The following is a 24769-nucleotide window of genomic DNA, read 5'->3' as shown; positions in this document are numbered from 1 at the left end:
CCTGGTCCGTGTCGGCGAGGCGCGGCTAGGCTCGGTGGGCGACACAACCGACCGGTTCCGGCCGACACAGGAGGATGCGGGTGACCTCAGCTGAGGAAATGACTCGGGACGACAAGATCGTCGATGCCGACGTCAAGCTGCTCGAACAGGCGATGTACGAAGTCAAGCGCGTCATCGTCGGTCAGGATCAGCTGGTCGAGCGGATCCTTGTGGGCATGCTGGCCCGCGGGCACATCCTGCTCGAGGGTGTTCCGGGCGTGGCCAAGACGCTCGCGGTCGAGACGTTCGCGAAGGTCGTTGGCGGATCGTTCTCGCGCGTGCAGTTCACCCCCGACCTGGTCCCGACCGACCTCATCGGCACGCGGATCTACCGTCAGGGCCGCGAGGAGTTCGAGACTGAACTCGGCCCGGTCCTGGCCAACTTCGTGCTGGCCGACGAGATCAACCGCGCACCGGCCAAGGTCCAGTCGGCGCTGCTGGAGGTCATGGCCGAGCGGCATGTCTCGATCGGCGGCACCACCTACCCGATGCCCGATCCCTTCCTCGTGATGGCGACCCAGAACCCGATCGAGAACGAGGGCGTCTACCCGCTGCCGGAAGCGCAGCGCGACCGCTTCCTGTTCAAGGTGCTCGTCGACTATCCGTCGGTCGAGGAGGAGCGCGAGATCGTCTATCGGATGGGCAACACCCCGCCCACCGCCTCGCAGGTGCTCGATCCGGAGACGATGCTGACGCTGCAGCGCAAGGCTGCCAATGTCTTCGTCCACCACGCGCTGATCGACTATGTCGTGCGGGTCATCACCGCCACTCGTCGCCCTGCCGAGGCGGGACTCGACGAGGTCGCGGGCTGGCTGTCGTACGGTGCGTCGCCGCGTGCCACGCTCGGCATCGTCGGCGCCGCGCGCGCCCTCGCGCTCATCCGCGGTCGCGACTACGTCATCCCGCAGGACGTCGTCGAGGTGATGCCGGACGTGCTGCGGCACCGGCTGGTGTTGTCCTATGACGCGCTGGCCGACGAGATCGACGCGGATCAGATCATCACCCGGGTGCTGCAGACCGTCGGTCTGCCGCAGGTGAGCGCGCAGCAGGCGCCGATGCCACCCGCCCCGCAGGCACCGCCGCAGCAGCAACCCGCCCGGGCGCCGCAGATGCCGCCGCAGCAGCCGCCGGCTCCAGGGCAGCCTCAGCAGCAACAGCCGCCGCAACCGCAGGCGCGATGACTGCTGCGCTGCCCTCGTTCCGTGATGGGACGTTGGAGGACCCGAAGCTCACCGCGGCACTCAAGACCCTGGAATTGACGGTTCGGCGCCGGTTGGACGGCGTGCTGCAGGGCGATCACCTCGGGCTGATCCCGGGGCCCGGAACCGAACCCGGTGAGGCTCGTGAATATCAGCCCGGCGACGACGTCCGCCGGATGGACTGGTCCGTCACCGCCCGCACCACGCAGCCGCATGTGCGGCAGATGGTCGCCGACCGCGAGCTCGAGACCTGGCTGGTCGTCGACGTGTCGGCGAGCCTCGACTTCGGCACCACCGACTGCACCAAGCGGGATCTCGCCGTCGCCGCCGCGGCTGCGGTCGTGCACCTGACCGTCGGTGGCGGCAACCGGATCGGCGCGGTGATGGTCACCGGCGACCGGATCGTGCGCGTGCCGGCCCGCAGCGGCCGCGCGCATGCGCTGAATCTGCTCAAAACCATTGCCACGACCCGGCGCAGCGCCGACGGCGTTCGCGGCGACCTCCGGGAGGGCATCGATGCATTGCGCCGTCCCGAACGCCGTCGTGGACTGGCCGTCGTGATCAGCGACTTCCTCGGCACGATCAACTGGGATAGGCCGCTGCGAGCGGTTGCCGCGCATCACGACGTGCTGGGCATCGAGATCCTCGATCCGCGCGACATCGAGCTGCCCGCGGTGGGCGATGTGGTGCTGCGGGACGCGGAAAGCGGTGAGGTGCGCGAGTTCTCGGTCACCGACACGGTGCGCCGCGACTACGCGCGGGCCGCGGCCGAACATCGCGGTCAGGTCGAGCGGACTCTGCGCGGCTGCGGTGCGCCCTTGATGTCCCTGCGCACCGACAGGGACTGGATCGCCGACGTCGTGCGGTTTATCGGGCAGCAGCGCCGCAGCATCGGCGCCGGAGCCGGGGTGCACCGATGAGCGACGGTGACATCGATGTTTGATCTGGCGCACCCGTGGTGGTTGCTGCTGCTGATCCCGGTCGCCGCCTTGGCGGCCGGATACGTCTTCATGCAGTACCGACGGCATCGTCGCGCGCTGCTGTTCGCGAACCTCGAGGTATTGGAGAAGGTCGCACCCAAGCAGCGAAACCTGTTGCTGCACATCCCGATCGTGCTGATGGTCGCGGGCCTGGTGCTGCTGACCATCGCGCTGGCCGGCCCGCAGGCCGATCGCAAGGTGCCGCGCGACAAGGCCACTGTCGTCCTGGTGATCGACGTGTCGCTGTCGATGCAGGCGACCGACGTGGCGCCGTCGCGACTGGTCGCGGCGCAGAAGGCGGCCAAGCAGTTCGCCGACGAGCTGCCGTCGGGCATCAACATGGGCCTGATCTCGTTCGCAGGCACCGCGACCACGCTCGTGACGCCGTCGACCGACCGCACCGCGATCAAGAACGCGATCGACAAGCTGCAGCTGGCCGAGAAGACGGCGACTGGCGAGGGCATCTATGCCGCACTCGATCAGATCACCACGTTCAACAACCTGCTGGGCGGCGGGAAGTCGGCGCCGCCGGCGCGGGTCGTGCTCGAGTCGGATGGCAAGGAGACGGTGCCGCAGGATCCGGATAACCCCCGTGGCGCGAACACCGCGGCTCGAAAGGCCAAGGAGCTGAAGGTGCCGGTGAGCACCATCTCGTTCGGCACCAAGAGCGGCTCGGTGCAGATCAGCGATCCCCAGAGCGGTGAGCAGCAGACCGTGCCGGTGCCGGTGGACGATCCGTCGCTGAAGAAGATCGCCGATATCTCCGGCGGCAGCTTCTTCACGGCCTCGTCGCTGGACGAGTTGAAGAAGGTCTACGGCACGCTGCAGCGGCAGATCGGGTATACGACGGAGAAGGGTGACAACTCGCATCCATGGGTGATTTGGGGCACGCTGCTGGTGCTGATCTCGGCCCTGGGCGCGGTGGCCCTCAACCGACGGTTGCCGTGACGCCGGAAGGTGCCCTGATAGGTTTCCCCCATGGCAGATGCTGAGAAGAAGTCTCGTTCCATCCTTGTCACCGGTGGTAACCGGGGTATCGGTCTGGCGATCGCGCAGCGACTCGCGGCCGACGGACACAAGGTCGCCGTGACGCACCGCAGCTCCGGCGCCCCGGAGGGACTGTTCGGCGTCCAGTGCGACGTCACCGACACCGAGTCGGTCGAGGCGGCGTTCAAGACCGTCGCCGAGCACCAGGGCCCGGTCGAGGTGGTGGTCGCCAACGCCGGCATCACCGAGGACACCCTGCTCATGCGGATGAGCGTGGAGAGCTTCGAGAATGTCGTCAACTCCAATCTGACCGGCGCCTTCCGCGTCACCAAGGCCGCGACGCGCGGGATGCTCAAGAACCGTTGGGGCCGTTTCATCTACCTGGGCTCGGTCGTGGGCATGATGGGCACCCCGGGCCAGGCCAACTACGCGGCATCCAAGGCCGGTGTGATCGGTCTGGCACGGTCGGTGACGCGCGAGCTCGGTTCGCGCAACATCACCGCGAACGTGGTCGCGCCCGGTCTGATCGACACCGACATGACCCGCGCGCTGCCCGAGGAATACACGAAAACCGCTGTGGATCAGGCGATCCCAGCCAAGCGGATGGGCACCGTTGACGATGTCGCCGGTGTCATCTCGTTCCTGGTGTCCGACGACGCGGCGTATGTGACGGGCAACGTCATCAACGTCGACGGCGGCCTGGGCATGGGTCACTGATCCGGCCATCGATTCCACGGCAACAACTTTCGACTCTGAGGAGACAGCAGTGAGCGGATTGCTCGAGGGCAAGACCATCCTGATCACCGGCATCATCACCGATGCCTCCATCGCCTTCTCGGCCGCCAAGGTGGCCCAGGAGCAGGGTGCGACGGTGATCATCACGGGTATCCCGGACCGGCTGCGGCTGATCGACCGGATCGCCAAGCGGCTGCCGCAGGAAGTGCCGCCGGCGATTCCGCTGGATGTCACCGACGAGGAGTACCTGGGCACGCTCGCCGACAAGATCCGGGAGCTGGCGCCGCAGGGCATCGACGGCGTGCTGCACTCGATCGCCTTCGCGCCGCGCACGCTGATGGGTCCGGACGCCCTGCCGTTCCTGGAGGGGCCGGGCCCGGACGTCGCGAAGTCGTTCGAGATCTCGGCGTGGAGCTACGCATCGCTGGCGCGGGCCGTTCTGCCCGCCATGAACGAGGGCGGCTCCATCGTCGGCATGGATTTCGACCCGCGTACCGCGCTGCCGGACTACAACTGGATGGGCGTCTCGAAGGCGGCGCTGGAGTCGGTGAACCGCTACGTCGCCCGCGAGGTCGGTACGGCCAAGCGCATCCGGTCCAATCTCGTTGCCGCCGGCCCGATCAAGACCCTTGCGGCCAAGGCGATCTCCGGCACCGCGACCGATGACGCCAAGAAACTGAACATGCTCAACGAGTACTGGGACGGTGCGTCGCCCATCGGGTGGAACGTGGACGATCCGGAGGTCGTCGGTAAGAGCGTCTGTGCGCTGCTGTCCGATTGGCTGCCCGGCACTACCGGCTCGATCATCTACGTCGACGGCGGCGCCAGCCACAACACCTGGTTCCCCGAAGAGTTCCTGAACAAGTAGCCGCGAGGACGGGCCGATGCCCCAGTTCGATGCGATCCTCTTCCTGTCCTTCGGTGGACCGGATGAGCCCGATGACGTACTGCCGTTCCTGCAGAACGTCACTCGGGGACGCGGCGTGCCGCCGGAGCGGCTCGATGAGGTGGCGCAGCACTATCTGCATTTCGGCGGCGCCTCGCCGATCAATCGCCTGAACCGGGAGATGATCGATCGGCTGCGCGCTGAACTGAGGAGCGCGGCAATCGATCTGCCGGTGTACTTTGGCAACCGAAATTGGCATCCGTTGATCGAGGACGCGGTCGGGTCGATGGCCGCGGCCGGGCATCGCGAGATTCTCGTCTTCACCACGTCGGCCTGGGGCGGCTACTCCGGGTGCCGGCAGTACGACGAGGACATCGCCCGCGCGCTGGTCGCCAACCCCTGGGCGGAGCTGACGATGCGTAAACTGCCGCACTACTGGGACCACCCGTTGTTCCTCGAGGCCTGCGCCGATGCGGTTGTCGCGGCACGGGATTCGCTGCCGGCCGACCAACGCCATGCGGCCCGGCTGGTCTTCACCGCCCATTCCATTCCGCAGGCGGCGGACCGGGCCGCCGGACTGCCCGCGAACGGCGGTGGCCTCTACAGCCGGCAGATCGCGGAGGCCTCGGCGCGGGTCGCGCAGCTGTGCGGCTACGCGGAGTTCGATCAGGTCTGGCAGTCGCGATCGGGCCCGCCGGAGGTGCCGTGGCTGGATCCGGACATCTGCGACCACCTGGAAGGCCTTGTGGCACAGGGGACGGTATCGCCGGGGACCGGGGCAGTGATCGTGTGTCCCGTCGGATTCGTGTCGGACCATCTCGAGGTGGTCTGGGACCTGGACAACGAGGCGCGCGAGAAGGCTGCCGAACTCGGCATCGGTTTCGCCCGGACCGCCACCGCGGGCGAGGATCCGCGATTCGTCCGGATGATCGTGGATCTGGTTGCGGCGCAACTCGAAGGACGCGACGAGACCGCGCCCGGGGTGACGGAGAACGGAATGCCGTGCGCGGCCGGGTGCTGTGAACCCGTGCGGCGACCCGCCAAACGGCGTTAGCGTTGAGGCATGCCACGCGTGGATGAGGCCGATCGGTTCCTTGAACACCACGCCGGCGCCATCTATCGCGCGCTGACCGATGCCGAGGCGCTCGAGGCCTGGTTGCCGCCGGCGGATATGACCGGGCAGATCGAGGGCTACCAGCCGGTGGTCGGCACTGGGTTCCGGATGGTGCTGACCTACCGCGATAAGGCGCGGCGAGGTAAGACGTCGGACGCATCGGATGCAGTCGAGCAGACGATCGTCGAGCTCACGCCGGATCGTCGAGTGGTGTGGGCTGTCGATTTCGATTCAGCGGACCCTGCCTATGCGGGCGTGATGACCATGACCTGGACGATTGTCGAGAGAGATGGCGGGTGCCTGCTTCGGGTGGCCGCGACGGACGTGCCGTCGGGCATCTCCCCGGACGATCACCGTGTGGGGATGACGTCGTCGTTGGCGAATCTCGCCGCGTACCTGGGCGCTACAGCATGACGCGGCAGAGCGCGGGACTGCTGCTGTTCCGGCGCAGCCCCGAGTTGCAGGTGTTGATCGGGCATATGGGCGGCCCGTTCTGGGCCCGCAAGGACGCGCGTGGCTGGTCGATTCCCAAGGGGGAGTACACGACTGAAGAGCCGCTGGTGGCGGCCGAGCGGGAGTTCGCCGAAGAACTCGGGTCGTCCGCGCCGGGCGGGACCGTGCACGAACTCGGGTCGACCCGGCAATCCGGCAAGGTGGTCACGGTGTTCGCGCGGGAGGGCGATTTCGACGCCGACCACATCGAGTCGAACACCTTCAGCATCGAGTGGCCGCGTGGATCGGGCGAGCAGCGCGAGTTCCCGGAGATCGATCGGGCCGGCTGGTTCGACATGGCGACGGCTCGCGAGAAACTGGTTGCGGGGCAGGTGGTGTTCCTCGATCGGCTTGCGGAGTTGCTGGCCTAGGCGCGCCTGGCCAGGAACTCGCCGATGATGGTGTTGACCGCGGTCATTCGGGCATCACGGACGACCCCGGCGAGATCCCGCAGGGTGTCGTCGCCGTCGGCATGGTGACCGGCGGTCACGCCGAAGTCGGTCGCCGCCTCGGCGGACAGTTGCAGGATCGCGTCGATCCGAGCGGCCTCGTCGAGCACCCGCGTGGCACGTTCGTTACTGCCGGGCGGCGGGCGCAGACGCGCGGCCTGCTGTTGCAGATCGAGGAGCCGGGCCCGTGGATCGTCGATGGTGCCGCCCGTCGATCCGATCCGGGCGAGCCGTTCGGCGGCATCCCGAACGGCCTGGCGCAGTTGGTATTCGGTCTCGCCGAGGCCCATTGTGAGGGGCGGTGCCGCGAAATTGATGCTGTGCAACTGGAATTCGACCTCGACATGGCTGCGCAGGTGCGGGACGAGCGCGTAATGCTCGTCATGGTCGGTGTGGATCAGCAGCACCTCGCCCGCCTGCAGCGCGGCCGTCGTCACCGGGCTGGCCGGCGGCAGGCCACTGGGCGATCCCGCGGCGGGCAGCAGGGATGTGATGGCATCGGCACGGCGCAGCAACGGCAGCAATGCCGCCAAATCGTCGTCGGTGTTGAGGGCGTAGCGCTGGGCCACCTGCGCGTCGGCGGGGACGAGGCGGGCCGAACCCCAGCCCGATACGGAGTCGAGCAGGTCGTCGGGGGAACAGAAGCCGGCCAGCCAGGCCGCGCTCCAGCACCCGAGGGCGGCGGGTGCGCCTCGGTGCTCGGGTGGATGAACGATGTCGCTGGTAGTCATGGTGCAACTAACCAGAGTACTGAGGCGGTCGACTCTGCACCTCAGCAGTCGAATACCGACCAGCAGATGTCGTTGCGCAATCGCTGGTCATCCAGCACGAGCGTACGGATCTCCAGCGGCAGTCGATCCCGTTGCCATCGGCATTCGTCTCGTCCAGCGGCGACCGCCGACGCCGCGGACACGGAGGCGCGCACCGCCTTGATCGCATAGGCGGCAGCACCGAGTTCGTGTGCCGCCACATGTGCGACCGCGCCCGCCTGGCCGGCCGCATATGCGGCGTGCCGGGGAGCCCCGCGCAGGTCCCGCGCGGCGCCCATCGCATGCCCGCCGGCGGCGCGCGCCTGCATCATCGGCAGCTCGCCGTGGGTCCAGGCCCGAGCGGCTGCGATCGCGTCGGGGGGCCGAGGGTCGTCGGGCCGGGCTGTCTCGAACAGGCTGAGGACGTGTTCGGCGCAGTCCGCCGCCCACAGTGCCAGCAGCTGGTGGTCGGCGTCGGTGAGCGTGCCGCCCCGCCGGATGGTGATGAAGCGAGGATCCCGGATCTTCGGGAGGATCACGGCTACTCCGGGATCGCCGTCACGAAGTCGATGAGCTCCTCCATGGCGCGGATCAGCGGCACCTCGACATCGCGGAAGCTCGACACCGACGCGTTCACCTTGCGCCAGCCGTCCCGTGGTGTGCCCCAACCCAACTCGTGGCAGATGCCGGTCTTCCAGTCGGTGCCGCGCGGGATCGTCGGCCAGGCGGTGATGCCGACCCGCTCGGGCTTCACTGCCTCCCAGACGTCGATATACGGATGTCCGCACACCAGCACGTGCTCGGAGAGGTCCTCGGTGAGCCGACTCTCCTTGGATCCGACGACCAGGTGATCGACCAGGATCCCGGCCCGGCGACGCGGACCGGGGTGGAAATCGGCCAGCACCTCGTCGAGATTGTCGAGACCGTCGAGACTGCAGACGACGATGCCCTCGATCCGCAGGTCGTCGCCCCAGATCCGTTCGACGAGGGCGGCATCGTGAACGCCCTCGACGAAGATGCGACTGGCTCGCGCGGTGCGGGCCTTGGTGCCCTGCACGGCGACCGAGCCGGACGCGGTGCGGGTCGGCTGCTTCGGAGCGGCGATCTTCGGCTTCACCAGGGTGACCGGCCGTCCGTCGATGAGGAATGCGGACGGCCGCATGGCGAAGATCCGTGTGCGGCCGCGGGCGTCCTCCAGACGCACGAACTGGCCGTCGTAGCTCTTCTCGAAACCGACTACGGCGCCGCAGAATCCGGTGGCCGCGTCCTCGATGACGAGCCCGGGCTCGGCGTCGACGGTGGGCACCTGGCGCCGCTGCGTCCGGGGGTGTTTCGAGGCCAGCACGTCGCGGCTGTAGCGATCGTTCACCGCGCCAGCCTAATATGCCAATCGCCGTCTGGGGTCGTGGTTCGTCGGCGCGTCGCCGCGCGACACGCGGATGATCGAGTGAAGTGCATGTGAGAAGTGTTGTGGGACAGGATTTGTCGGTGGGCGGCGGCATGCTGTCACCATGTCGGTGGCACTGCCTGAACAACTCGACGGCCACTTGTCGGTCGATGAGTTGGTGCATGCTGCCGGCTATACGCAGCGTGTTCGTGGAGCGGCGGATTATCGGTTGTTGCAGATCGTTTCGCGGATTCACGAGTTTCGCGAGGACGAGTACATCGCGGAGTTGGCCGGGCAGGATCCGCCGACTGAGTCGGCGGGTGCCGAGCAGGTGCTGTCGCCGCGGGAGAAGTACGGGCCGAACGGCTTGGAGCGGGCGGTCGGCGATGTGGGGGGGCAGTTGTGCGTGACGCCGCACCGGGCCAAGCGGTTGATCGCTGCCGCGAGCGCGGTGCGGTACCGGCTGCCGGAGACCGGCCGGACGCTAGCCGAAGGGTTCATCGATCTGGACCGGATGATGGTGGCGGTCGCCCGCACGGACCTGCTCGGGTTCGAGGCGATCACGCGGCTGGATCGGGAGTTGGCGGTCACGATATTTCATCGGGGTCCGATGTCGACACAACGGTTCCAGACGTTGATTGATCAGCTGATCCACCGCTTTGACCCGGATGCGGTCCGCCGTCGCGCCGCGCGGACTGAGGATGATCGCAATATCAGTGTTGGTCCGGATCGGTTCGCCACCGGTCAGGCCCGGATCTCCGGCAGTCTGCCGCAGGAACAGGCGGCGGTCATCGATGCGCGGCTGGATGCGATGGCCAAAGAGGTACACAAGGGCGATGGGCGCACGCTCGAGCAACGCCGCGCCGATGCGTACGTCGCTCTGGCGCAGGGCGAGCAGCACATGGTCTGCCGCTGCGATGAATGCAATGCAGCGGCAGGCGCAGCTACTCCCGCTGACATGGCTGGTGCGGTCACCGGCCCGAACACGGCGTCGGCGTGTAACCATCCGACCAAGCCCCGGATGTATGTGGTGGTGAATCTGTCGACGTTGCTGGGGCTGGATGAGGATCCGGCCTATCGGGATGGGCAGGGCCTGATCGATGCGGACACCGCGCGATCTCCTCTGGCAGAGGTGAAGCGGGTGTATGTGGGACCGCCGCAGGAGGATCCGGCGGCTGCGGCCGAGCGTTACCGCCCCAGCCGCAAGTTGCGGTCCCTGCTGCATGCAGGTGAACTGTGCTGCCAGTTCCCGGGCTGCAACAACCCGATCGCGTACACCGATCTCGACCACCAACATCCGCACGATGAGGGTGGCAGGACCGTCCGCGGGAACATGGGGCCACTGTGTCGATTTCACCACCGGCTCAAGACCTTTACGCCCTGGCGGCAGTATCAGGACCAGTGGCATAAGACTGTCTTCACCAGCCCCGAAGGGCTCCGGTACGTGGGGAATGCCTACAACGGGCTGGATCTATTCGACGCGATCAGCATCGAGCCCGCCGACAGGCCGTCGGCACATCCAACCCGCAGCAGATTCGATCAACTGAGACAGGCCACCCGCACTAAACAAATTCACGCACAACAAGATTGGGAACAGCGACATCCACCGCCGTTCTGATAACACGGTGACACCCATGGCTGCTGCGGTCGTCCAGATAGCCTGGACGGATGAGTTCCCCGAAGCCGCGCTGGTTCACCGACACCGAACCCGGACACAGCGAGTGGTACATCGAACGCTTCCGCACGATGGCCGCCGAGGGCGCCGATCTCGATGGCGAGGCCCGGCTGATCGATGCGATGGTGCCGCGGAAGTCGCGGATCCTGGACGCCGGCTGCGGACCCGGCCGGATAGGCGGTCGCCTGCATCAGCTCGGTCACGAGGTGGTGGGCGTGGATGTCGACCCGAAGCTGATCGCGGCCGCCGAACAGGACTATCCGGGCCCGCATTGGCTGGTCGGCGACCTGGTCGAGCTGGATCTCGCGGCGGGCGGCGAGGACGAGCCGTTCGATGCGATCGTCTGTGCCGGGAATGTTTTGGTTTTCGTGGCCGAGGGCACCGAGCCCCGCGTGCTGAGCAATTTCGCGAGGCTTCTCAAGCCCGAGGGCTTCGCGGCGGTCGGATTCCACGTGAATCGCGGCCTGTCGCCGGATCGGTTAGATGAGATGGCGGTCGGGGCCGGGCTGCGGACCGACATCCGGCTCGCCACCTGGGACGTCAAGCCCTGGCATGCGGATGCCGATTTCGCGGTCACCATCCTGCGTCGGGCGGACTGATCAGGTCAAGAGCAGGTAGCCGGTGCCGGCCGCGGCGATCGCCCACAGGACGGATGTGAACGTCCCGATGATGAACTGTTCGGCCGCGTGCGGGGCACGCAATTCGGGATAGCGCGCAAGACCTTTCATCGCGAGGATGATCGCCAGGCCGGCCGGCCAGTGCGCCAGCAGGGCGGCGGCCACCGAGGCGCGCTCGAGGAATCCGATGAGGCGTCCGCCGCGCAGCGGTCCGGAAACCGCGGGTGTCTCAGAGTCATTCGGTTCCGAGGTCTCGGTCGTGTCGTCGTCGGTCGTCTCCGTGGTGGTGTCGGACGCCCAGGGGCTGAGTCCGCCGACAAGCAGCACCGCACGCACGACGATGCCGCCGCCCGCGATCGCGGCCAGCATGGCGGCGACGATGGCGACGAGCCGGGCCGCGCCGCCGGGACTGTGCGCAGCATGGGCCAGAAACCCGGAAACACCCAGGGCGACAACGAGAATCCCGGCGGCACCGAGTGTCGCGGCGCGGTGCTGGATGCGGACCAGCGGGGTGAGTGCGAAGGGGAGGGTGGCGGTGATGCAGAGCGCGACGATGGTGGCTGCGGTCATCGGGGAGATCCTTCGCTTGCGTCGTCGGTCGAATGGGCGGCAGCGGCCAGCGTATGTGCCGCGAGCAGGCGGGCGTCGTCCTCGATATCCCAGCCGGCGGTGCGCAGCCGCTGCGACATCGCCTGCGGTGTGATGCCGAGGGCGGCCGCGGCGGCCGCCTGGGTGATGCCGGTGCGCATCGCGGCGACGGCGTCCTGGCCGGTGGTCGATCGGCCGGTCAACAGCCCGATCACCAGGGTTAGCGCCGTCTGAGCGTCGCGGCAGGCGGCGGTACTCGAGCCTGCGACGGCCAGCCCATGACGTGCGGACTTGGCCCGGGTGACGGCATCGCGCGCGAATTCGAATGCTGGCCCGCGGCCGGCGCGGGTCTGACGGGGCAGCGGCCGCTCGGTCGGGCCGATGCCGATGCCGATGCTCCACCCGCCGGGAAAGGTCTCGGCGATGCCGAGGGCCGCGGCGACAACGTCGGAGGCGTCGTCGAAGACGCCTTGGACCTCGTCGCCGGCCGTGCGTTCGAAGGCTCGCAGCGGAGTGGTGTTCTGGGAGAGGTGCCGCAGCAGCTCATCGACGCGATCGACGTCGCGACGACTGCCGCGCTGATCGATGGTCACCACATAGGTGTTCATGAGTAAAGGATTGCACCTTGATATCCATAAATCAACGTTGAAAGCTTGATTCTTCTGAATCCAGTTCCTGGGCTTGATTCTCGACGTTCAGGCGGGCGTCGAGGACGAGTCCGGCGATCCCGAGCAGGAAGAACGAGCTGCTGATCGCGATCTGCCAGATGCTGGCCTCGCCGGCCAGGGCGTTGCCGATGATCACGACCGACGCGGTGCCGGGCGCGGTGCAGATGACCGAGGCGACGACGTAGGGCACGAAGCGCACGGATGACACCCCGGCGGCATAGTTCGCCACCGAGAACGGGCAGATCGGAATCAGGCGCAGCGAGCCGATCGCCAGCCAGCCCCGTTGCTGCAGCCGCGCCTCGATCGCCTGCAGCAGCCGATGTGCCAGAAACGGCTGCACGCGTTCCCTTCCCAGATGCCGTGCCAGGAAGAACGCGCAGATCAGGGCTACCGTGGTGGCGGTCATCGCCCCGACGAAACCGGTTCCGGCGCCGAACAGCACCCCCGAGGTGACGGTGAACCACGTCCGCGGAATGGGGCCGATCGTGATCACCGCATACGCGATGAAAAAAGCAACCGTGAATCCCGGCCCCATCGAGTCGGCCCACTGACGCACCCAGCCGGCGGACGGCAGCGGGACGAAGTACGCGCCGATCAGGATGGTCACCGCAATTGCTGCGCCGATCGACGCACGTATCAGCGTCCGGCGCTGGAGGCCGGTGCGGTCGGCGAGGGCGGTGAGCATCGAATCACCCTACTGCGGAGTAACCTGCCCGCCGCCAGAGCGAGCGCTCGGGTGTTGGACGGCAGACCAACAATCACAGCAGGTCGCGGCGGGTCCGCTGGACGGAACCCGGTGTAGGACCGAGCACCCTGGCGACGCTACTGTCGAGAGACCATTACCCACATCACAAGTGAGGCGTATGCATGGCGGAGGCACAGTCTCTGGAGCGGGAATACCAGCAGTGGTCGCAATCGGCGGCTGCCGTGCTGGCGAAGTCCCGGCGGGTCGAACCCGATCAGTTGCCCGGCACCCCCGAGGAACTGCTCTCGACGACCACACCCGATTCGGTCGTCATCAAGCCGCTCTACACGCGACGCGACGAACTCCCTGAGCCCGGACTGCCGGGCTCCGAGCCCTTCGTGCGCGGTGCCGACGCCGCCCGCGACATCCATGTCGGCTGGCGGGTCACCGAGCGGTTCGGCGACATGCAGGGCGAGGCGGCCACAGAGCTTTCGGTGCTCAACGACCAGATCCTCGACGCGCTGACCTACGGAGCCAGCGGCCTGTGGCTCGCGGTCGGCGAGAGCGGCATCGCCGTTGCGGATCTGCATCAGGTCTTGCAAGGCGTGCTCACCGATCTCGTGCCGATCACCCTCGACGCCGGCGCGGACGGCATTGAGGCCGCCGCCGCGCTGCGTGAGCTGCTGGCCCCCGAGGCGACCGGTTCGTCGACGATCGCGGGTTACGGGCTGGCGCCGCTGACCGCCGAATTCTCCGGTCGTGCAACGGTCGCGCTGGATGCGGCGATCGCCGTGGCGGCCGAAGCGCCCGCCACGGTGCGCGCCCTCCGGGTCGACGGAACCGATTTCGCGATGGCCGGTGCCACCGACGCGCAGGAGTTGGCGCTGCTCGCGGCCGCCGGAATCGACTACCTGCGACTGCTGACCGAGAAGGGCCTGTCGACGGCGGTCGCACTCGGGCAGCTGTCGTTCGCAGTCTCGGTCGGCGACGACCAGTTCGGCGTCATCGCCAAACTGCGTGCGCTGCGCAAGATCTGGGGTCGCATCGCCGCCGCCAGCGGTGCTCCGGCGGCCGGCGCCGCACATACGCACGCGATCACCGCGCTGTCGATGTACGCGCAGCGCGATCCGTGGGTGAACATGCTGCGCAGCACGGTGTCCGCCTTCGGTGCGGGCGTCGGCGGTGCCGATCAGATCACCGTCCTGCCGTTCGACGCGACGCTGCCGCCGACCGCACGGACCACGAGCGCCGCGTTCGCTCGCCGGATCGCCCGCAACACCCAGCTGCTACTCCTGGAGGAGTCCAACCTGGGGCGAGTTCTCGACCCGGCCGGCGGCGCCTGGTTCGTCGAGTCGCTGACCGACGACCTCGCCGCGGCTGCGTGGAAGTCGTTGCAGGAGATCGAGTCTCGCGGTGGCTATCGTTCGGTGCTGGCCGACGGCTGGATCGCCGATCAGATCGCGGCGGCGCTGGCCGAGCGTGACAAGCGGGTGGCCCGCCGCAAGGCCGCCATCACCGGCGTCAACGAGTTCCCGAACCTCGATGAGGAACCCATCGCGGCAACCGATTTCGTGCCCGTCACGGCGACCGCCGGCCTGGCCCGCGTCGCGCAGCCGTTCGAGTCGTTGCGTGATCGCGCCGATGCGATCACCGCGAGCTCGGGCAGCCGTCCGAGCGTCACGATGCTGCCGCTGGGGCCAGTCTCCGAGCACAACGGTCGCACGACGTTCATCGCGAACCTGTTGGCCGCCGGCGGCATCGCCGCCGCCAACCCCGGTCCGGTGACCGCCGAGAACGCCGCGGCGCATGTCAGCGCGGGATCGATCGTGGTGATCTGCGGTACCAACGGCCGCTACGCGGACGAGGGCCCCGGGCTGCTCGCCGCGGCCCGGGCCGCCGGCGCCGCGCAGGTGCTGCTCGCCGGGCCCGACAAGGCCTGGCCGGACGCGGAGAAGCCTGACGGCTATCTCGCCGTCGGCATCGATGCCGTGGCCACCCTGACCGGACTGCTGGATCGACTGGAGGGCACTCGATGACCACCACTGGTGCACGAACCGAACTGGGCGGCATCCCGAATTTCGCCGACGTTCCGCTCGACAGCACGGACGACCCGGCCGTTGCGGACGATGCCTCGGGCGAATTCATCAGTGCCGCGGCCAAGTCCGGCGGCTATACGGCGGAGCAGTTGATCTGGTCGACGCCCGAGCAGATCGACGTCAAGCCGATCTACACCCGCGCCGACCGCGACGCCATCGCCTCCGGCGCCGGGAGCGAAGCGAGCGGGCCGAATGACGCCGGGTATCCATTGGACACCGTTCCGGGAGCGGTGCCGTTCCTGCGTGGCCCGTATCCGACGATGTATGTGAACCAGCCGTGGACCATTCGGCAGTACGCCGGTTTCTCCACCGCGGCCGAGTCGAACGCCTTTTACCGTCGCAACCTCGCGGCCGGCCAGAAGGGCCTGTCGGTGGCCTTCGACCTGGCGACGCACCGCGGCTACGACTCCGATCACCCGCGCGTCACCGGTGACGTCGGAATGGCCGGTGTGGCCATCGACTCCATCCTCGACATGCGTCAGCTGTTCGACGGCATCGACCTCGGCAACGTGTCCGTGTCGATGACGATGAACGGCGCCGTGCTGCCGATCCTGGCGCTGTATGTCGTTGCGGCCGAGGAGCAGGGGGTGCCGCCGGAGAAGCTCGCGGGCACCATCCAGAACGACATCCTCAAAGAGTTCATGGTGCGCAACACCTACATCTATCCGCCCAAGCCTTCGATGCGGATCATCTCGAACATCTTCGAGTACACCAGCGCCAAGATGCCGAAGTTCAACTCGATCTCGATCTCCGGCTATCACATCCAGGAGGCCGGTGCGACAGCCGATCTCGAGCTGGCCTACACGCTGGCCGACGGTGTCGAGTACATCAAGGCGGGCATCGAGGCCGGGCTCGACGTCGACAAGTTCGCGCCGCGGCTGTCGTTCTTCTGGGGCATCGGCATGAACTTCTTCATGGAGGTCGCCAAGCTCCGCGCGGCGCGCCTGCTGTGGAGCGAACTGGTGGCCGACTTCGAGCCGAAGAACTCGAAATCGCTGTCGCTGCGGACGCATTCGCAGACGTCGGGCTGGTCGCTGACCGCGCAGGACCCGTTCAACAACGTGGCCCGCACCTGCATCGAGGCGATGGCCGCGACGCAGGGTCACACCCAGTCGCTGCACACCAACGCGCTCGACGAGGCGATCGCGCTGCCGACCGACTTCTCCGCGCGCATCGCCCGCAACACCCAGCTGCTGCTCCAGCAAGAGTCGGGCACCACGCAGTCGATCGATCCGTGGGCCGGGTCGAACTACGTCGAGTGGCTGACCCATCAGCTGGCCAACAAGGCACGGGCGCACATCGAGGAGGTCACCGAGGCGGGCGGCATGGCGCAGGCGATCGGCGAGGGCATCCCGAAGCTGCGCATCGAGGAGGCCGCCGCCCGTACCCAGGCGCGGATCGACTCCGGACAGCAGCCCGTGATCGGCGTCAACAAGTACCAGGTCGTCGAGGATCACGAGATCGAGGTCCTCAAGGTCGAGAACTCCAAGGTGCGCCAGGAACAGCTCGACAAGCTGAAGAAGCTACGCGCGGAACGGGATTCGGTGGCTGTCGAGGCGGCCCTGAACCGACTCACCGAGGCCTGCGCCAGCACCGAGCGCACCGGGGACTGGGAGTCGACCAACCTGATGGCCCTGGCCATCGACGCGGCGCGGCACCAGGCCACCGTCGGCGAGATCTCCGACGCGATGGAGAAGGTATTCGGCCGGCACCAGGCCGAGATCCGCACGATCAGCGGTGTGTACCGACATGAGGCGGGCAGCGTGTCCAATATTTCCTCGGCCGCCGAGCTGGTGGCGAAATTCGCTGAGGCAGAAGGCCGTCGGCCGCGTGTGCTGATCGCCAAGATGGGTCAGGACGGCCACGACCGAGGCCAGAAGGTGATCGCGACCGCGTTCGCCGACCTCGGCTTCGACGTCGACGTGGGCCCGCTGTTCTCGACTCCTGAGGAAGTCGCCCAGCAGGCGGCCGACAACGACGTGCATGTCGTCGGGGTGTCCTCGCTGGCCGCCGGGCACCTGACGCTGGTTCCAGCGCTCAAGGCAGCCCTGGCCGCGGTGGGCCGCGACGACATCATGATCGTCGTCGGTGGCGTCATTCCGCCGGGTGACTTCCAGGAGCTGTACGACGCGGGCGCCGCGGCGATCTTCCCGCCCGGCACCGTGATCGCCGACTCGGCCGTCGAGCTGATCAACAAGCTGGCCGACCAGCTCGAACTGCAGCTGGATGCCTAGGCCGACACTCGATCTGGCTGAGCTGGCCGAGGCGGTCCGCGCCGATCGTCGGCCGATGCTGGCCCGGGCGATCACGCTGCTCGAGTCGACGCGTCCGGATCACCGGGCGCTGGCCCAGCAGCTGCTGCTGGAGCTGACGCCCGACGCGGGGAAGTCGTTTCGCGTCGGCATCACCGGCGTGCCCGGGGTGGGGAAGTCGACCACTATCGAGACGCTCGGCATGCACCTGATCGAGCTCGGGCACAAGGTGGCGGTGCTGGCGGTCGACCCGTCCTCGACCAGGACCGGCGGGTCGATTCTCGGTGACAAGACCCGGATGGGGAAGCTGTCGGTGAACCCGAACGCCTACATTCGGCCGTCGCCGACATCGGGCACGCTGGGCGGCGTCGCCAAGGCCACCCGCGAGACGATGGTGCTGCTCGAGGCGGCCGGCTTCGACGTGGTGCTGGTCGAGACCGTCGGCGTCGGGCAGTCGGAGGTGACGGTGGCCGGGATGACCGACACCTTCTGCTTCCTGACGCTCGCACGGACCGGAGATTCGTTGCAGGGCATCAAGAAGGGTGTCCTGGAGCTCGCCGATGTGGTCGTCGTGAACAAGGCGGACGGTGAGTACGCGGGGTTGGCACGTTCGGCAGCACGCGAGTTGAACGGCGCGCTACGGCTGTTGTATCCCAAGGAATCGCTGTGGCGGCCACCGGTATTGACAATGAGCGCGATCGAGAACACCGGCGTTGCCGAGTTCTGGGACACGGTTCGAAAGCATCAGAAGGTGCTGACCGACGCCGGCGAGTTCGACAAGCGTCGCCGTGACCAGCAGGTCCAGTGGACGCGGTCGATGGTCGAGGAGACGATCCTGCATCGCCTCGACTCAGACCCTCGGGTACGCACGCTGCGTCAGGACGTCGAGCAGCAAGTGCGAGACGGATCGATGACGCCGGCGCTGGCGGCCGAGAAGATCGTCGCCGCGATGGATCTCAGCGTGTCCGGTCACACAGCTGATAACTGACGGCTGGAACGCTAGCCATGACCATGGTGATCTTCAGACGGAGGATTGCCGCCCATCATCCTCAGCATGCTGATGCCCTTGGTGCGCAGGAATCGGAACAACAGTGCCATCGATATCAGTGCGGCGATGATATTCAGCCATGTCGTGTAGTTCCAGCTGATACCGGCTGTCCCGGTGAACGCGTGACCCGACGGCGGGATCAGCCTGAGCCCTCGGAACAGCAACTCGACGAGGTAGCCGGCCACCACCATGGATAGGTAGAAGATCACCACAATCCGCGCGGTCATCGCCCAGCCGTAATACTTCCGATAGATAGCGATGATCGGAAGGATCAGCAGGTCGGCGAATAAGAAGGATACGACGCCGCCAAAGCTGATGCCCCCGTTCCAGAGCACCGCCGCCAGTGGCACATTGCCGATGGAGCAGACGAACGCGGCGATGGCGATGAGCGGACCGACGACGGGCCCGAGCACGGCCGCGCCTACGGGGTGGTGTTGCAGGAAGAGCTGCTGCCAGAATGCGGTCGGAATCCACGCGGCGACGGCTCCAGCGATGAGGAGGCCGATCACGATGTCACGAAGAATTGCGGCCCACTCCATTACGTAGATGTGACTCACACTGGTGAACCCCTTGGTACTGAACAGTCGCGACATCATCGAGCCCGACCCGCCTACGGACATGTCCATGGCGGCATGGCCTTCCATCGATCCGGCGGCTCCCTTGTCGGCTTGTGTTCGCGCTGCTCGAATCATGTCGCCTCGCAGCACTATGCGGAATACGACGGCGACAAGAATGATGATGAGTGGGCCGCCGACGAACTCGGCGAGGGTGAATCGCCACCCCAGGAGCAGGGCCAGGATGATCCCGAGTTCGATCACGAGATTCGTCGATGCGATCTCGAACACCATTGCCGCAGTGAAGCTCGCACCCTTCCGAAATAGGGAACGGGCAAGGGCCACTGCGGCGTAGGAGCACGACGACGACGCGATACCGAAGCCGGTCGCGCGCACCAGCGCGCCGGGGCTGTCGTCGCCAAGCGCCTTGGAAATTGCATCCCGGCGAACCACTGCCTGCACAACCGATGCCAGGAGGAACCCCAGCACCAATGACCAAGCGATCTGCCATGCCATCAGGCCAGACATTCGAAGGGCCTCGGCCACAGCGTGCATCGCACTCTCCTTCCGTCGCGGCGTGCACGATCCGGATCGTCTTGAGGTGCCTCAGGCCGTTCGCGGATCGCGGGTGACCACCTGCTCGAACAGGTAGTAGCCCGCGAGTAGGAACTGAATCACCAGTGCGGCGAGCGGGCTCACGAAGGCGATGCCGATCGTTGCGGCGTAGACCAGCGTGCCGACCGAGAACCGCCAGATGGAGCTCCGCTGCGCCTCCCGCGACATCGGCACGGCCAGCAGGCCGGACCGGACAGCGTGAAACCATAAGCCGCTGAAAGCGATCGCGGCAAGGGTCAGATTCGCGCTGTACACCGCCTCGGCGGTCGAAGCATCGGCTCCATTGCCGCTGAGGTGCCGGGAGACCAGCGCGGTCGGAAACGGGATCAGCGACGTCCATAGCAGCAGAAGCAGATTCAGCAGCAACAGTTTGCGATCGGCCCGAACGATGTTGCTGAACATCGAATGGTGATTCATCCACATGATGCCGATAATGAAGAAGCTCACCAGGTACGCGGCGAACTGCGGCCACTCGTGCACCAGACCGTGCCACAGCCCGCCGCTGCCGTCGGCGGGCTCCTTGAGTTCCAAGACGAGCAAAGTGATCGCGATGGCGAACACGCCGTCGCTGAACGCCTCGAGCCGCCCGGTGCCTTCGGTCTGCGTACTGCTCACCGGAGAAACCCTGTCACATCCGTTGCTGACGCGTGCGTCGAAATCGGCGGGCGGCCGTGTCATGCGTTCGAACGACCGGGCTGACGCGATGCCGCCAATGCGGCGAAAGGGAACTAAGACTGAATCGGTTCGGTGATGTCAGCGGTCGGGCATATTTCGTGAGGAGTGCCATGAAGTACGCAGCAGTGAACCGAATCCGAATCGTCGGATTCGGGGCCGCGGTGTCCGCTGTCGCCGCGATGGCCGTCGGATGTTCAGCGACGCAGGATGATTCGTCCCCGACAAGTTCGGCGACCAGCTCGGCGTCGCCCAGTGCGGCAATGAGTGTGTCGGCGTCCACCACGGCGGGCACGGTGCGGACGGAGGTGCCGCCCGAGACCGGCGGAGACGCCACCACCGACCGACCCGCCACCGAGGATCAGCCGCCGGCCACGGACGTGGACTATTGCGCGAGCGCCAGTCTGGCCGGGCTTCGGGATGCAGTCGCCGCCAGCCCGCTGGCCCCGCGGCTGTACCAGCCGATCACTCTCGACAGGTTCAGCTGCTCCGGGAAGTATGCGGTGGCGCATAACGTCACCGACGGCACCGTCACCCCGGTGTCGATCCTGTACGTGTACGCGCAGGGCGCGTGGACGCCGATCGATATGGGCAGTGCGATGGACTGCGGCAGCCAGGGCGTGCCGGGCGCCGATCGCCACGAGCTGCCGGGCTGCTACTGAGGTTCCGGGCTGCTATTGGGGTTTTGGGCGCTTGCCGACCGCGACCGCGAGCGCGGCCACCCGGTCGATCAGATCGTCGAGGACGGCGTCGACGTCGGTTGCGGTGGCGATGAGCGCGTTGGGCTCTAGGCCCCAGTGGCCGCGGTCGTCGCTGATAGTGGTGCCGCGGGTGAGCCTGCCGGTGGTCTCGACGTCGATGCGTGCGGAACGGGTCTGCACCACAGCGGGATTCACCGCGACTGCGGCGGCGAAGGGGTCGTGCATATGCGCGATGTAACCCTCATCGTGGTCCTCGTGGAATTCGAAGTAGAAACGGACCGCGTCCACGAGGCGGCGGATGACGGCGTTGCTGGCGACCGAACGCAGGCCGCGCTCATCCTCCGGTGACGGCTGTTCGACGGGGGAGCTGGCCGCCGCCGCGGCGAGGCGGCCGAGATGGTCGGGGGTCATCACGATCTGTTCGGTGAGGTCGAGCGGGCAGACGATCGGCTCGGGCGCACCGTCGCGGCCGAAGGCGGCGAAGACCTCCTGCGCCGCTTCGGGATCCACCGCGATGTTCCACTCGCTGGTCGGCGTGGTGTTGCCGGGATGATGGAAGGTGCCGCCCATGATCACCAGTCGTCGCAGCCGTGCGGGCAATGCGGGATCGGCGCGTATCGCGAGCGCCAGATTGGTCAGGGGACCGGTGACCAGTCCGACCAGTTCGCCGGGCCGCTCGGCGGTCAGCTCGATCCAGGCGTCGGCGGCGGACCGGCGCGACTGGGTGATCGTCGGCGTCGGCAGTTCCGCGTAGCCGATGCCGAACGGCCCGTGGGTGTCCTCGGTCGTCATCAACTCGCAGGCGACCGGCGCGGCGGCACCGAGGCACACTTCGATATCGGTGCGGTCGATCAGCGTCAGCCAGCCGAGATTGCTGGCGCACACGACATCCGCCGGAACGTTGCCCGCGGTCGACAGTATGGAGACGAGGTCGACCTCGCGGTGGGCCAGCAGGTACAGCAGCGCCAGCGAATCGTCGATTCCGGTGTCGCAGTCGAAGATCACCGAGGTGGTCATCGGGGTCCTTTCAAAAAGAGGTCGCGCGTGATCTCCATGTGGCCGGTGTGCTGGGCGATGTCCTGCAGGATGTGCAGCAGGCCCATTGCGGCGTCGCGGTCGCGAGCACCTCGACCCGCGTGGTACCGCCCTTCGCACCGTCCGCGACGTCTCGGTCCCGGATGCCCTCGGTGACGGCGATATCGGCCCAGGCCGGCAGGCGGCGCTGGAGCTCAGCCAGTCGGTCGACGATGTCGGGCACCGTTCCTGTGGCGGTGAACTCGGCATCGCGATCGCGCGGAATGCGTTGCCCGGCAATGAACGAACCGGCCCAGTAGTCGACGACGCCGATGCAATGATTCGCGATCGCGTAGCAGCTGTTGGCGCCCGGCAGGTCGGGCCGCCGGTTGGCGAGTTCGTCGCCGAGTGTAGTGAGGATCTCGGTCATCCTCGTGAAGCACTCGGTCGTCTTGGCCAGAAATGCCTGGGCAAGTGGATCATTGGAGGCCGTGGCGGTGCCGGGCCGGCGACCGGCGAGCGCAAGAAGCCGGTCGGCGGGCGAACCGCCTGAGATCTCGACCGCCGGATCGATCATTCCGGCCCGGCGCAGTTCGGCGAGTGTGGCCGGGATTTCATCCAACAGGAACTGGGTGATGGCCGGCGATGGGTTCCAGCGTTGCGCGGTCGCGACACAGAGATCGTGGCCATGCAGCGCCAGCTCCATGACCCGCATGGCGACCAGATCGGTTCCGGGCCGCGGTGCCACGCGGTGATCCACCGGAGCCGCAAGGTCGACGGTATCGGCGGCCGCGCGGAATGCGTCCTCGTGCCGGCGGAATTCGGCGAGGGCATCATCGCCGAGATAGTCGTTGCCTCTGGTGGCGGCGGTCTGTTCGGCCGACGCGCCGCGCAACAGCATCGTGTACCGCTCGCCGCCACCCGTGACGTGGTTGATCAGATCGGCGATCGACCAGTCGCCGCAGCCGCTGGGACGGGCGTAGGTCGCCGGGTCAACCTGGCGCAGTGCATCGATCCACAGTGCCTCGGCCTGGTTCAGCGCCGTGGCGGTTCGGTCGGGCAGCGGCATCGAGATCTCCTTCGTCGCGCGACTCATCTCACCATGTCGCCCCGTGGCCGTCACCACGGATAGCGTTGGAAGTCTTTCAGGAAGCAGCCGTACAGGTCGATTCCGTTCTCGCCCTGCACGATCGGGTCGTACACCCGGGCGGCGCCGTCGACTAGGTCGAGCGGCGCCCGAAAGCCGTCGGCGGCCAGCCGCACCTTGCTGGTATGCGGGCGCTCGTCGGTGATCCAGCCGGTGTCGACGGCCGTCATCAGGATGCCCTCATCGAACATCTCACCGGCGCTGGTGCGGGTCAGCATGTTGAGCGCGGCCTTGGCCATGTTCGTATGGGGATGGCCGGCACCCTTGTAGCCGCGCGAGAAGATCCCTTCCATCGCAGACACATTCACCACGTACTTGCGGTGCGCGGGCGACGCTCGCAGTGCCGGCCGCAGCCGCGATACCAGGATGAACGGCGCGACGCTGTTGCACAGCTGCACCTCGAGCAGCTCCAGCGGATCGACCTGATCGACCGTCTGCACCCAGCTGTTGGTGTCCACCAGGTCGGGGAGCAGACCGCCCGCGTCGATCGCGACACCATCGGAGATCCGCTGCGGCGTCGCCGAACCCGCGGTCATCGCCAGCTGCACGAGCGACTGCGCTGCGGCCTCGCTGCTGGCGCCGCCGGCCAGCGCGTAAGGATGCAGTTCGGATGCGTCGCCCAGGGTCAACATCGGCACCTCGGCCGCGTTGCCGCTCAAGGCGGCGGACTCGGCGTCTACGAGCGCGGAGTAGGCGCCGGGGGAGCGTCGTACCGTCTGGGCGGCGTTGTTGATGAGGATGTCCAGCGGGCCCTGCGCGGCGACATCCTCGGCCAGTGCGACCACCTGCGCCGGGTCGCGCAGATCGATACCGACGATCCGGAGCCGATGCAGCCAGTCGTCCGAATCCGGGAGTGCGGCAAAGCGGCGGGCCGCGTCTTTGGGGAACCGGGTGGTGATGATCAGCTCGGCGCCGTCACGCAGCAGCATGAGCGCGATGTACATCCCGATCTTGGCGCGGCCGCCGGTCAGCAGCGCGCGCCGGCCGGTGAGGTCGACGTGCTGATCACGGCGACTGCGGTTGTCGGCGGCACAGGTCGGGCACAGCTGATGATGGAACGAGTCGATCTCGGTGTACGACTGCTTGCAGATGTAGCAGCTCTGCGGTCGTACGAGGGTCCCGACGGTGTCGCCGGGACCGCCCTGCAGCGGAATGCCGGCGGTCTCGTCGTCGATCCGCCCGGCTGACCCGGTGGCGGTCGCCTCCAGGACGGCGCGATCGGCGTCCATCTGCGCCTGCTTCTTCTCCTTGCGGCGCGTGCGCTTGGCCTTCTTGAACATGTGGCCGACCGCGCGCTGCACGGCGACCGAGTCGGGATGATCGAGTGGCAGCGCGGCGGCCTGGTCCAGGACCCGGTGCAGCGTCGCCAGGTCGTCCCGAGTTATCCCGTCAGTCACGGGTGACAGTCTACGAAATCGGT

At 67.3% G+C, this 24769-nt stretch carries 25 protein-coding genes; 14 read left to right on the top strand and 11 right to left on the bottom strand.

Annotated elements, in window-relative coordinates; all coding sequences use genetic code 11:
* Window positions 1-74 precede the first annotated feature (74 nt).
* From G341_RS0111930 to G341_RS0111895, 8 genes are read left to right on the top strand one after another with little or no spacing between them, the layout of a single operon-like run.
* Entirely contained in the window at window positions 75-1220 is a 1146-nt protein-coding gene (locus G341_RS0111930; RefSeq protein ID WP_051092773.1) for an AAA family ATPase, read from the top strand.
* Window positions 1217-2158 carry a DUF58 domain-containing protein gene (locus G341_RS0111925; RefSeq protein WP_043451341.1) on the top strand — a complete coding sequence of 314 codons (942 nt, stop codon included), beginning with the start codon at window positions 1217-1219 and terminating at the stop codon, window positions 2156-2158. The genes G341_RS0111930 and G341_RS0111925 overlap by 4 nt, the downstream gene beginning before the upstream one ends.
* A gap of 15 nt (window positions 2159-2173) precedes the next feature.
* The gene (locus G341_RS0111920; protein WP_018179374.1) at window positions 2174-3166 is read left to right on the top strand and encodes a VWA domain-containing protein; all 993 of its coding nucleotides are present in this window, start codon (window positions 2174-2176) and stop codon (window positions 3164-3166) included.
* 30 nt (window positions 3167-3196) lie between these two features.
* Window positions 3197-3922 carry a 3-oxoacyl-ACP reductase FabG1 gene (gene fabG1 / locus G341_RS0111915; protein WP_018179373.1) on the top strand — a complete coding sequence of 242 codons (726 nt, stop codon included), beginning with the start codon at window positions 3197-3199 and terminating at the stop codon, window positions 3920-3922.
* A gap of 49 nt (window positions 3923-3971) precedes the next feature.
* Window positions 3972-4808: an NADH-dependent enoyl-ACP reductase InhA gene (gene inhA, locus G341_RS0111910; RefSeq protein WP_018179372.1), complete on the top strand. Its 837-nt coding sequence runs from the start codon at window positions 3972-3974 to the stop codon at window positions 4806-4808.
* A 16-nt stretch (window positions 4809-4824) separates the two neighbouring features.
* Window positions 4825-5880: a ferrochelatase gene (locus tag G341_RS0111905; RefSeq protein WP_018179371.1), complete on the top strand. Its 1056-nt coding sequence runs from the start codon at window positions 4825-4827 to the stop codon at window positions 5878-5880.
* Window positions 5881-5889: 9 nt separating this feature from the next.
* A complete protein-coding gene (locus G341_RS0111900; protein ID WP_043451338.1) occupies window positions 5890-6354 on the top strand; it encodes an SRPBCC domain-containing protein in 465 nt (154 codons plus the stop codon).
* The gene (locus G341_RS0111895; RefSeq protein WP_018179369.1) at window positions 6351-6803 is read left to right on the top strand and encodes an NUDIX hydrolase; all 453 of its coding nucleotides are present in this window, start codon (window positions 6351-6353) and stop codon (window positions 6801-6803) included. The genes G341_RS0111900 and G341_RS0111895 overlap by 4 nt, the downstream gene beginning before the upstream one ends.
* Here the strand turns inward: G341_RS0111895 and G341_RS23065 are convergent.
* From G341_RS23065 to G341_RS0111880, 3 genes are read right to left on the bottom strand one after another with little or no spacing between them, the layout of a single operon-like run.
* Window positions 6800-7612, bottom strand: a complete 813-nt coding sequence (locus tag G341_RS23065) for a hypothetical protein (RefSeq protein ID WP_018179368.1) — start codon at window positions 7610-7612, stop codon at window positions 6800-6802. The two genes, G341_RS0111895 and G341_RS23065, sit on opposite strands and share 4 nt — an antisense overlap.
* Before the next feature lie 41 nt (window positions 7613-7653).
* On the bottom strand, window positions 7654-8169 hold the full coding sequence (locus G341_RS0111885; protein WP_018179367.1) for a putative immunity protein: 516 nt from the start codon (window positions 8167-8169) through the stop codon (window positions 7654-7656).
* A 2-nt stretch (window positions 8170-8171) separates the two neighbouring features.
* Window positions 8172-8999, bottom strand: coding sequence for a DUF3097 domain-containing protein (locus tag G341_RS0111880; protein ID WP_018179366.1), 828 nt, complete (start codon window positions 8997-8999; stop codon window positions 8172-8174).
* Between the two features lie 142 nt (window positions 9000-9141).
* Between G341_RS0111880 and G341_RS21890 the strand changes: the two genes are divergently transcribed.
* Complete coding sequence (locus G341_RS21890) at window positions 9142-10635, top strand: HNH endonuclease signature motif containing protein (protein WP_018179365.1); 1494 nt, start codon at window positions 9142-9144, stop codon at window positions 10633-10635.
* A 50-nt stretch (window positions 10636-10685) separates the two neighbouring features.
* Window positions 10686-11291 (top strand): class I SAM-dependent methyltransferase, encoded by a 606-nt coding sequence (locus tag G341_RS0111870; RefSeq protein ID WP_018179364.1) that lies wholly within the window; start codon window positions 10686-10688, stop codon window positions 11289-11291.
* Here G341_RS0111870 and G341_RS0111865 read toward each other — a convergent pair whose 3' ends face one another.
* From G341_RS0111865 to G341_RS0111855, 3 genes are read right to left on the bottom strand one after another with little or no spacing between them, the layout of a single operon-like run.
* A complete protein-coding gene (locus G341_RS0111865) occupies window positions 11292-11879 on the bottom strand; it encodes a hypothetical protein (protein WP_018179363.1) in 588 nt (195 codons plus the stop codon).
* On the bottom strand, window positions 11876-12505 hold the full coding sequence (locus G341_RS0111860; RefSeq protein ID WP_018179362.1) for a hypothetical protein: 630 nt from the start codon (window positions 12503-12505) through the stop codon (window positions 11876-11878). The genes G341_RS0111865 and G341_RS0111860 overlap by 4 nt, the downstream gene beginning before the upstream one ends.
* Before the next feature lie 31 nt (window positions 12506-12536).
* A complete protein-coding gene (locus G341_RS0111855) occupies window positions 12537-13250 on the bottom strand; it encodes a TVP38/TMEM64 family protein (protein WP_018179361.1) in 714 nt (237 codons plus the stop codon).
* A gap of 182 nt (window positions 13251-13432) precedes the next feature.
* Between G341_RS0111855 and G341_RS0111850 the strand changes: the two genes are divergently transcribed.
* From G341_RS0111850 to meaB, 3 genes are read left to right on the top strand one after another with little or no spacing between them, the layout of a single operon-like run.
* On the top strand, window positions 13433-15286 hold the full coding sequence (locus G341_RS0111850) for a methylmalonyl-CoA mutase family protein (protein ID WP_018179360.1): 1854 nt from the start codon (window positions 13433-13435) through the stop codon (window positions 15284-15286).
* Window positions 15283-17580, top strand: a complete 2298-nt coding sequence (scpA, locus tag G341_RS0111845; protein WP_018179359.1) for a methylmalonyl-CoA mutase — start codon at window positions 15283-15285, stop codon at window positions 17578-17580. The genes G341_RS0111850 and scpA overlap by 4 nt, the downstream gene beginning before the upstream one ends.
* A complete protein-coding gene (gene meaB / locus G341_RS0111840) occupies window positions 17573-18586 on the top strand; it encodes a methylmalonyl Co-A mutase-associated GTPase MeaB (protein ID WP_018179358.1) in 1014 nt (337 codons plus the stop codon). Before scpA ends, meaB begins: the two co-directional genes overlap by 8 nt.
* An 11-nt stretch (window positions 18587-18597) precedes the next feature.
* On the opposite strand, the gene G341_RS0111835 is transcribed toward meaB, so the two are convergent.
* Both G341_RS0111835 and G341_RS21885 read right to left on the bottom strand, forming a co-directional pair.
* Window positions 18598-19755, bottom strand: coding sequence for a permease (locus G341_RS0111835; protein ID WP_026303577.1), 1158 nt, complete (start codon window positions 19753-19755; stop codon window positions 18598-18600).
* 51 nt (window positions 19756-19806) lie between these two features.
* Entirely contained in the window at window positions 19807-20430 is a 624-nt protein-coding gene (locus tag G341_RS21885) for a TMEM175 family protein (protein ID WP_043451407.1), read from the bottom strand.
* Between the two features lie 170 nt (window positions 20431-20600).
* Here G341_RS21885 and G341_RS0111825 point away from each other — a divergent pair, with 170 nt between their 5' ends.
* The gene (locus G341_RS0111825) at window positions 20601-21149 is read left to right on the top strand and encodes a hypothetical protein (protein WP_018179355.1); all 549 of its coding nucleotides are present in this window, start codon (window positions 20601-20603) and stop codon (window positions 21147-21149) included.
* A gap of 12 nt (window positions 21150-21161) precedes the next feature.
* Here the strand turns inward: G341_RS0111825 and G341_RS0111820 are convergent, their stop codons facing one another.
* From G341_RS0111820 to G341_RS0111805, 3 genes are read right to left on the bottom strand one after another with little or no spacing between them, the layout of a single operon-like run.
* Entirely contained in the window at window positions 21162-22205 is a 1044-nt protein-coding gene (locus G341_RS0111820) for a nucleoside hydrolase (RefSeq protein ID WP_018179354.1), read from the bottom strand.
* Window positions 22206-22215: 10 nt separating this feature from the next.
* Window positions 22216-23298: a TIGR03086 family metal-binding protein gene (locus tag G341_RS24170; protein WP_245556977.1), complete on the bottom strand. Its 1083-nt coding sequence runs from the start codon at window positions 23296-23298 to the stop codon at window positions 22216-22218.
* Window positions 23299-23321: 23 nt separating this feature from the next.
* Window positions 23322-24755 (bottom strand): SDR family NAD(P)-dependent oxidoreductase, encoded by a 1434-nt coding sequence (locus G341_RS0111805; protein WP_026303576.1) that lies wholly within the window; start codon window positions 24753-24755, stop codon window positions 23322-23324.
* Window positions 24756-24769: the final 14 nt, after the last annotated feature.

Source organism: Jongsikchunia kroppenstedtii DSM 45133, assembly GCF_000380485.1.
Lineage (GTDB): Bacteria > Actinomycetota > Actinomycetes > Mycobacteriales > Mycobacteriaceae > Jongsikchunia > Jongsikchunia kroppenstedtii.
Note: the sequence above shows the minus strand (reverse complement) of the source record. Positions and strands in the feature narration are given on the sequence as shown.

Bases quoted from the DNA above. Each gene is read 5' to 3' on its own strand.
- G341_RS0111930 (WP_051092773.1), top strand. From the start codon at position 75: ATGCGGGTGACCTCAGCTGAGGAAATGACTCGGGACGACAAGATCGTC.
- G341_RS0111925 (WP_043451341.1), top strand. From the start codon at position 1,217: ATGACTGCTGCGCTGCCCTCGTTCCGTGATGGGACGTTGGAGGACCCG.
- G341_RS0111920 (WP_018179374.1), top strand. From the start codon at position 2,174: ATGTTTGATCTGGCGCACCCGTGGTGGTTGCTGCTGCTGATCCCGGTC.
- fabG1 (WP_018179373.1), top strand. From the start codon at position 3,197: ATGGCAGATGCTGAGAAGAAGTCTCGTTCCATCCTTGTCACCGGTGGT.
- G341_RS0111905 (WP_018179371.1), top strand. From the start codon at position 4,825: ATGCCCCAGTTCGATGCGATCCTCTTCCTGTCCTTCGGTGGACCGGAT.
- G341_RS0111900 (WP_043451338.1), top strand. From the start codon at position 5,890: ATGCCACGCGTGGATGAGGCCGATCGGTTCCTTGAACACCACGCCGGC.
- G341_RS0111895 (WP_018179369.1), top strand. From the start codon at position 6,351: ATGACGCGGCAGAGCGCGGGACTGCTGCTGTTCCGGCGCAGCCCCGAG.
- G341_RS23065 (WP_018179368.1), bottom strand. From the start codon at position 7,612: ATGACTACCAGCGACATCGTTCATCCACCCGAGCACCGAGGCGCACCC.
- G341_RS21890 (WP_018179365.1), top strand. From the start codon at position 9,142: ATGTCGGTGGCACTGCCTGAACAACTCGACGGCCACTTGTCGGTCGAT.
- G341_RS0111870 (WP_018179364.1), top strand. From the start codon at position 10,686: ATGAGTTCCCCGAAGCCGCGCTGGTTCACCGACACCGAACCCGGACAC.
- G341_RS0111865 (WP_018179363.1), bottom strand. From the start codon at position 11,879: ATGACCGCAGCCACCATCGTCGCGCTCTGCATCACCGCCACCCTCCCC.
- G341_RS0111860 (WP_018179362.1), bottom strand. From the start codon at position 12,505: ATGAACACCTATGTGGTGACCATCGATCAGCGCGGCAGTCGTCGCGAC.
- G341_RS0111855 (WP_018179361.1), bottom strand. From the start codon at position 13,250: ATGCTCACCGCCCTCGCCGACCGCACCGGCCTCCAGCGCCGGACGCTG.
- G341_RS0111850 (WP_018179360.1), top strand. From the start codon at position 13,433: ATGGCGGAGGCACAGTCTCTGGAGCGGGAATACCAGCAGTGGTCGCAA.
- scpA (WP_018179359.1), top strand. From the start codon at position 15,283: ATGACCACCACTGGTGCACGAACCGAACTGGGCGGCATCCCGAATTTC.
- meaB (WP_018179358.1), top strand. From the start codon at position 17,573: ATGCCTAGGCCGACACTCGATCTGGCTGAGCTGGCCGAGGCGGTCCGC.
- G341_RS0111835 (WP_026303577.1), bottom strand. From the start codon at position 19,755: ATGCACGCTGTGGCCGAGGCCCTTCGAATGTCTGGCCTGATGGCATGG.
- G341_RS0111825 (WP_018179355.1), top strand. From the start codon at position 20,601: ATGAAGTACGCAGCAGTGAACCGAATCCGAATCGTCGGATTCGGGGCC.
- G341_RS0111820 (WP_018179354.1), bottom strand. From the start codon at position 22,205: ATGACCACCTCGGTGATCTTCGACTGCGACACCGGAATCGACGATTCG.
- G341_RS24170 (WP_245556977.1), bottom strand. From the start codon at position 23,298: ATGAGTCGCGCGACGAAGGAGATCTCGATGCCGCTGCCCGACCGAACC.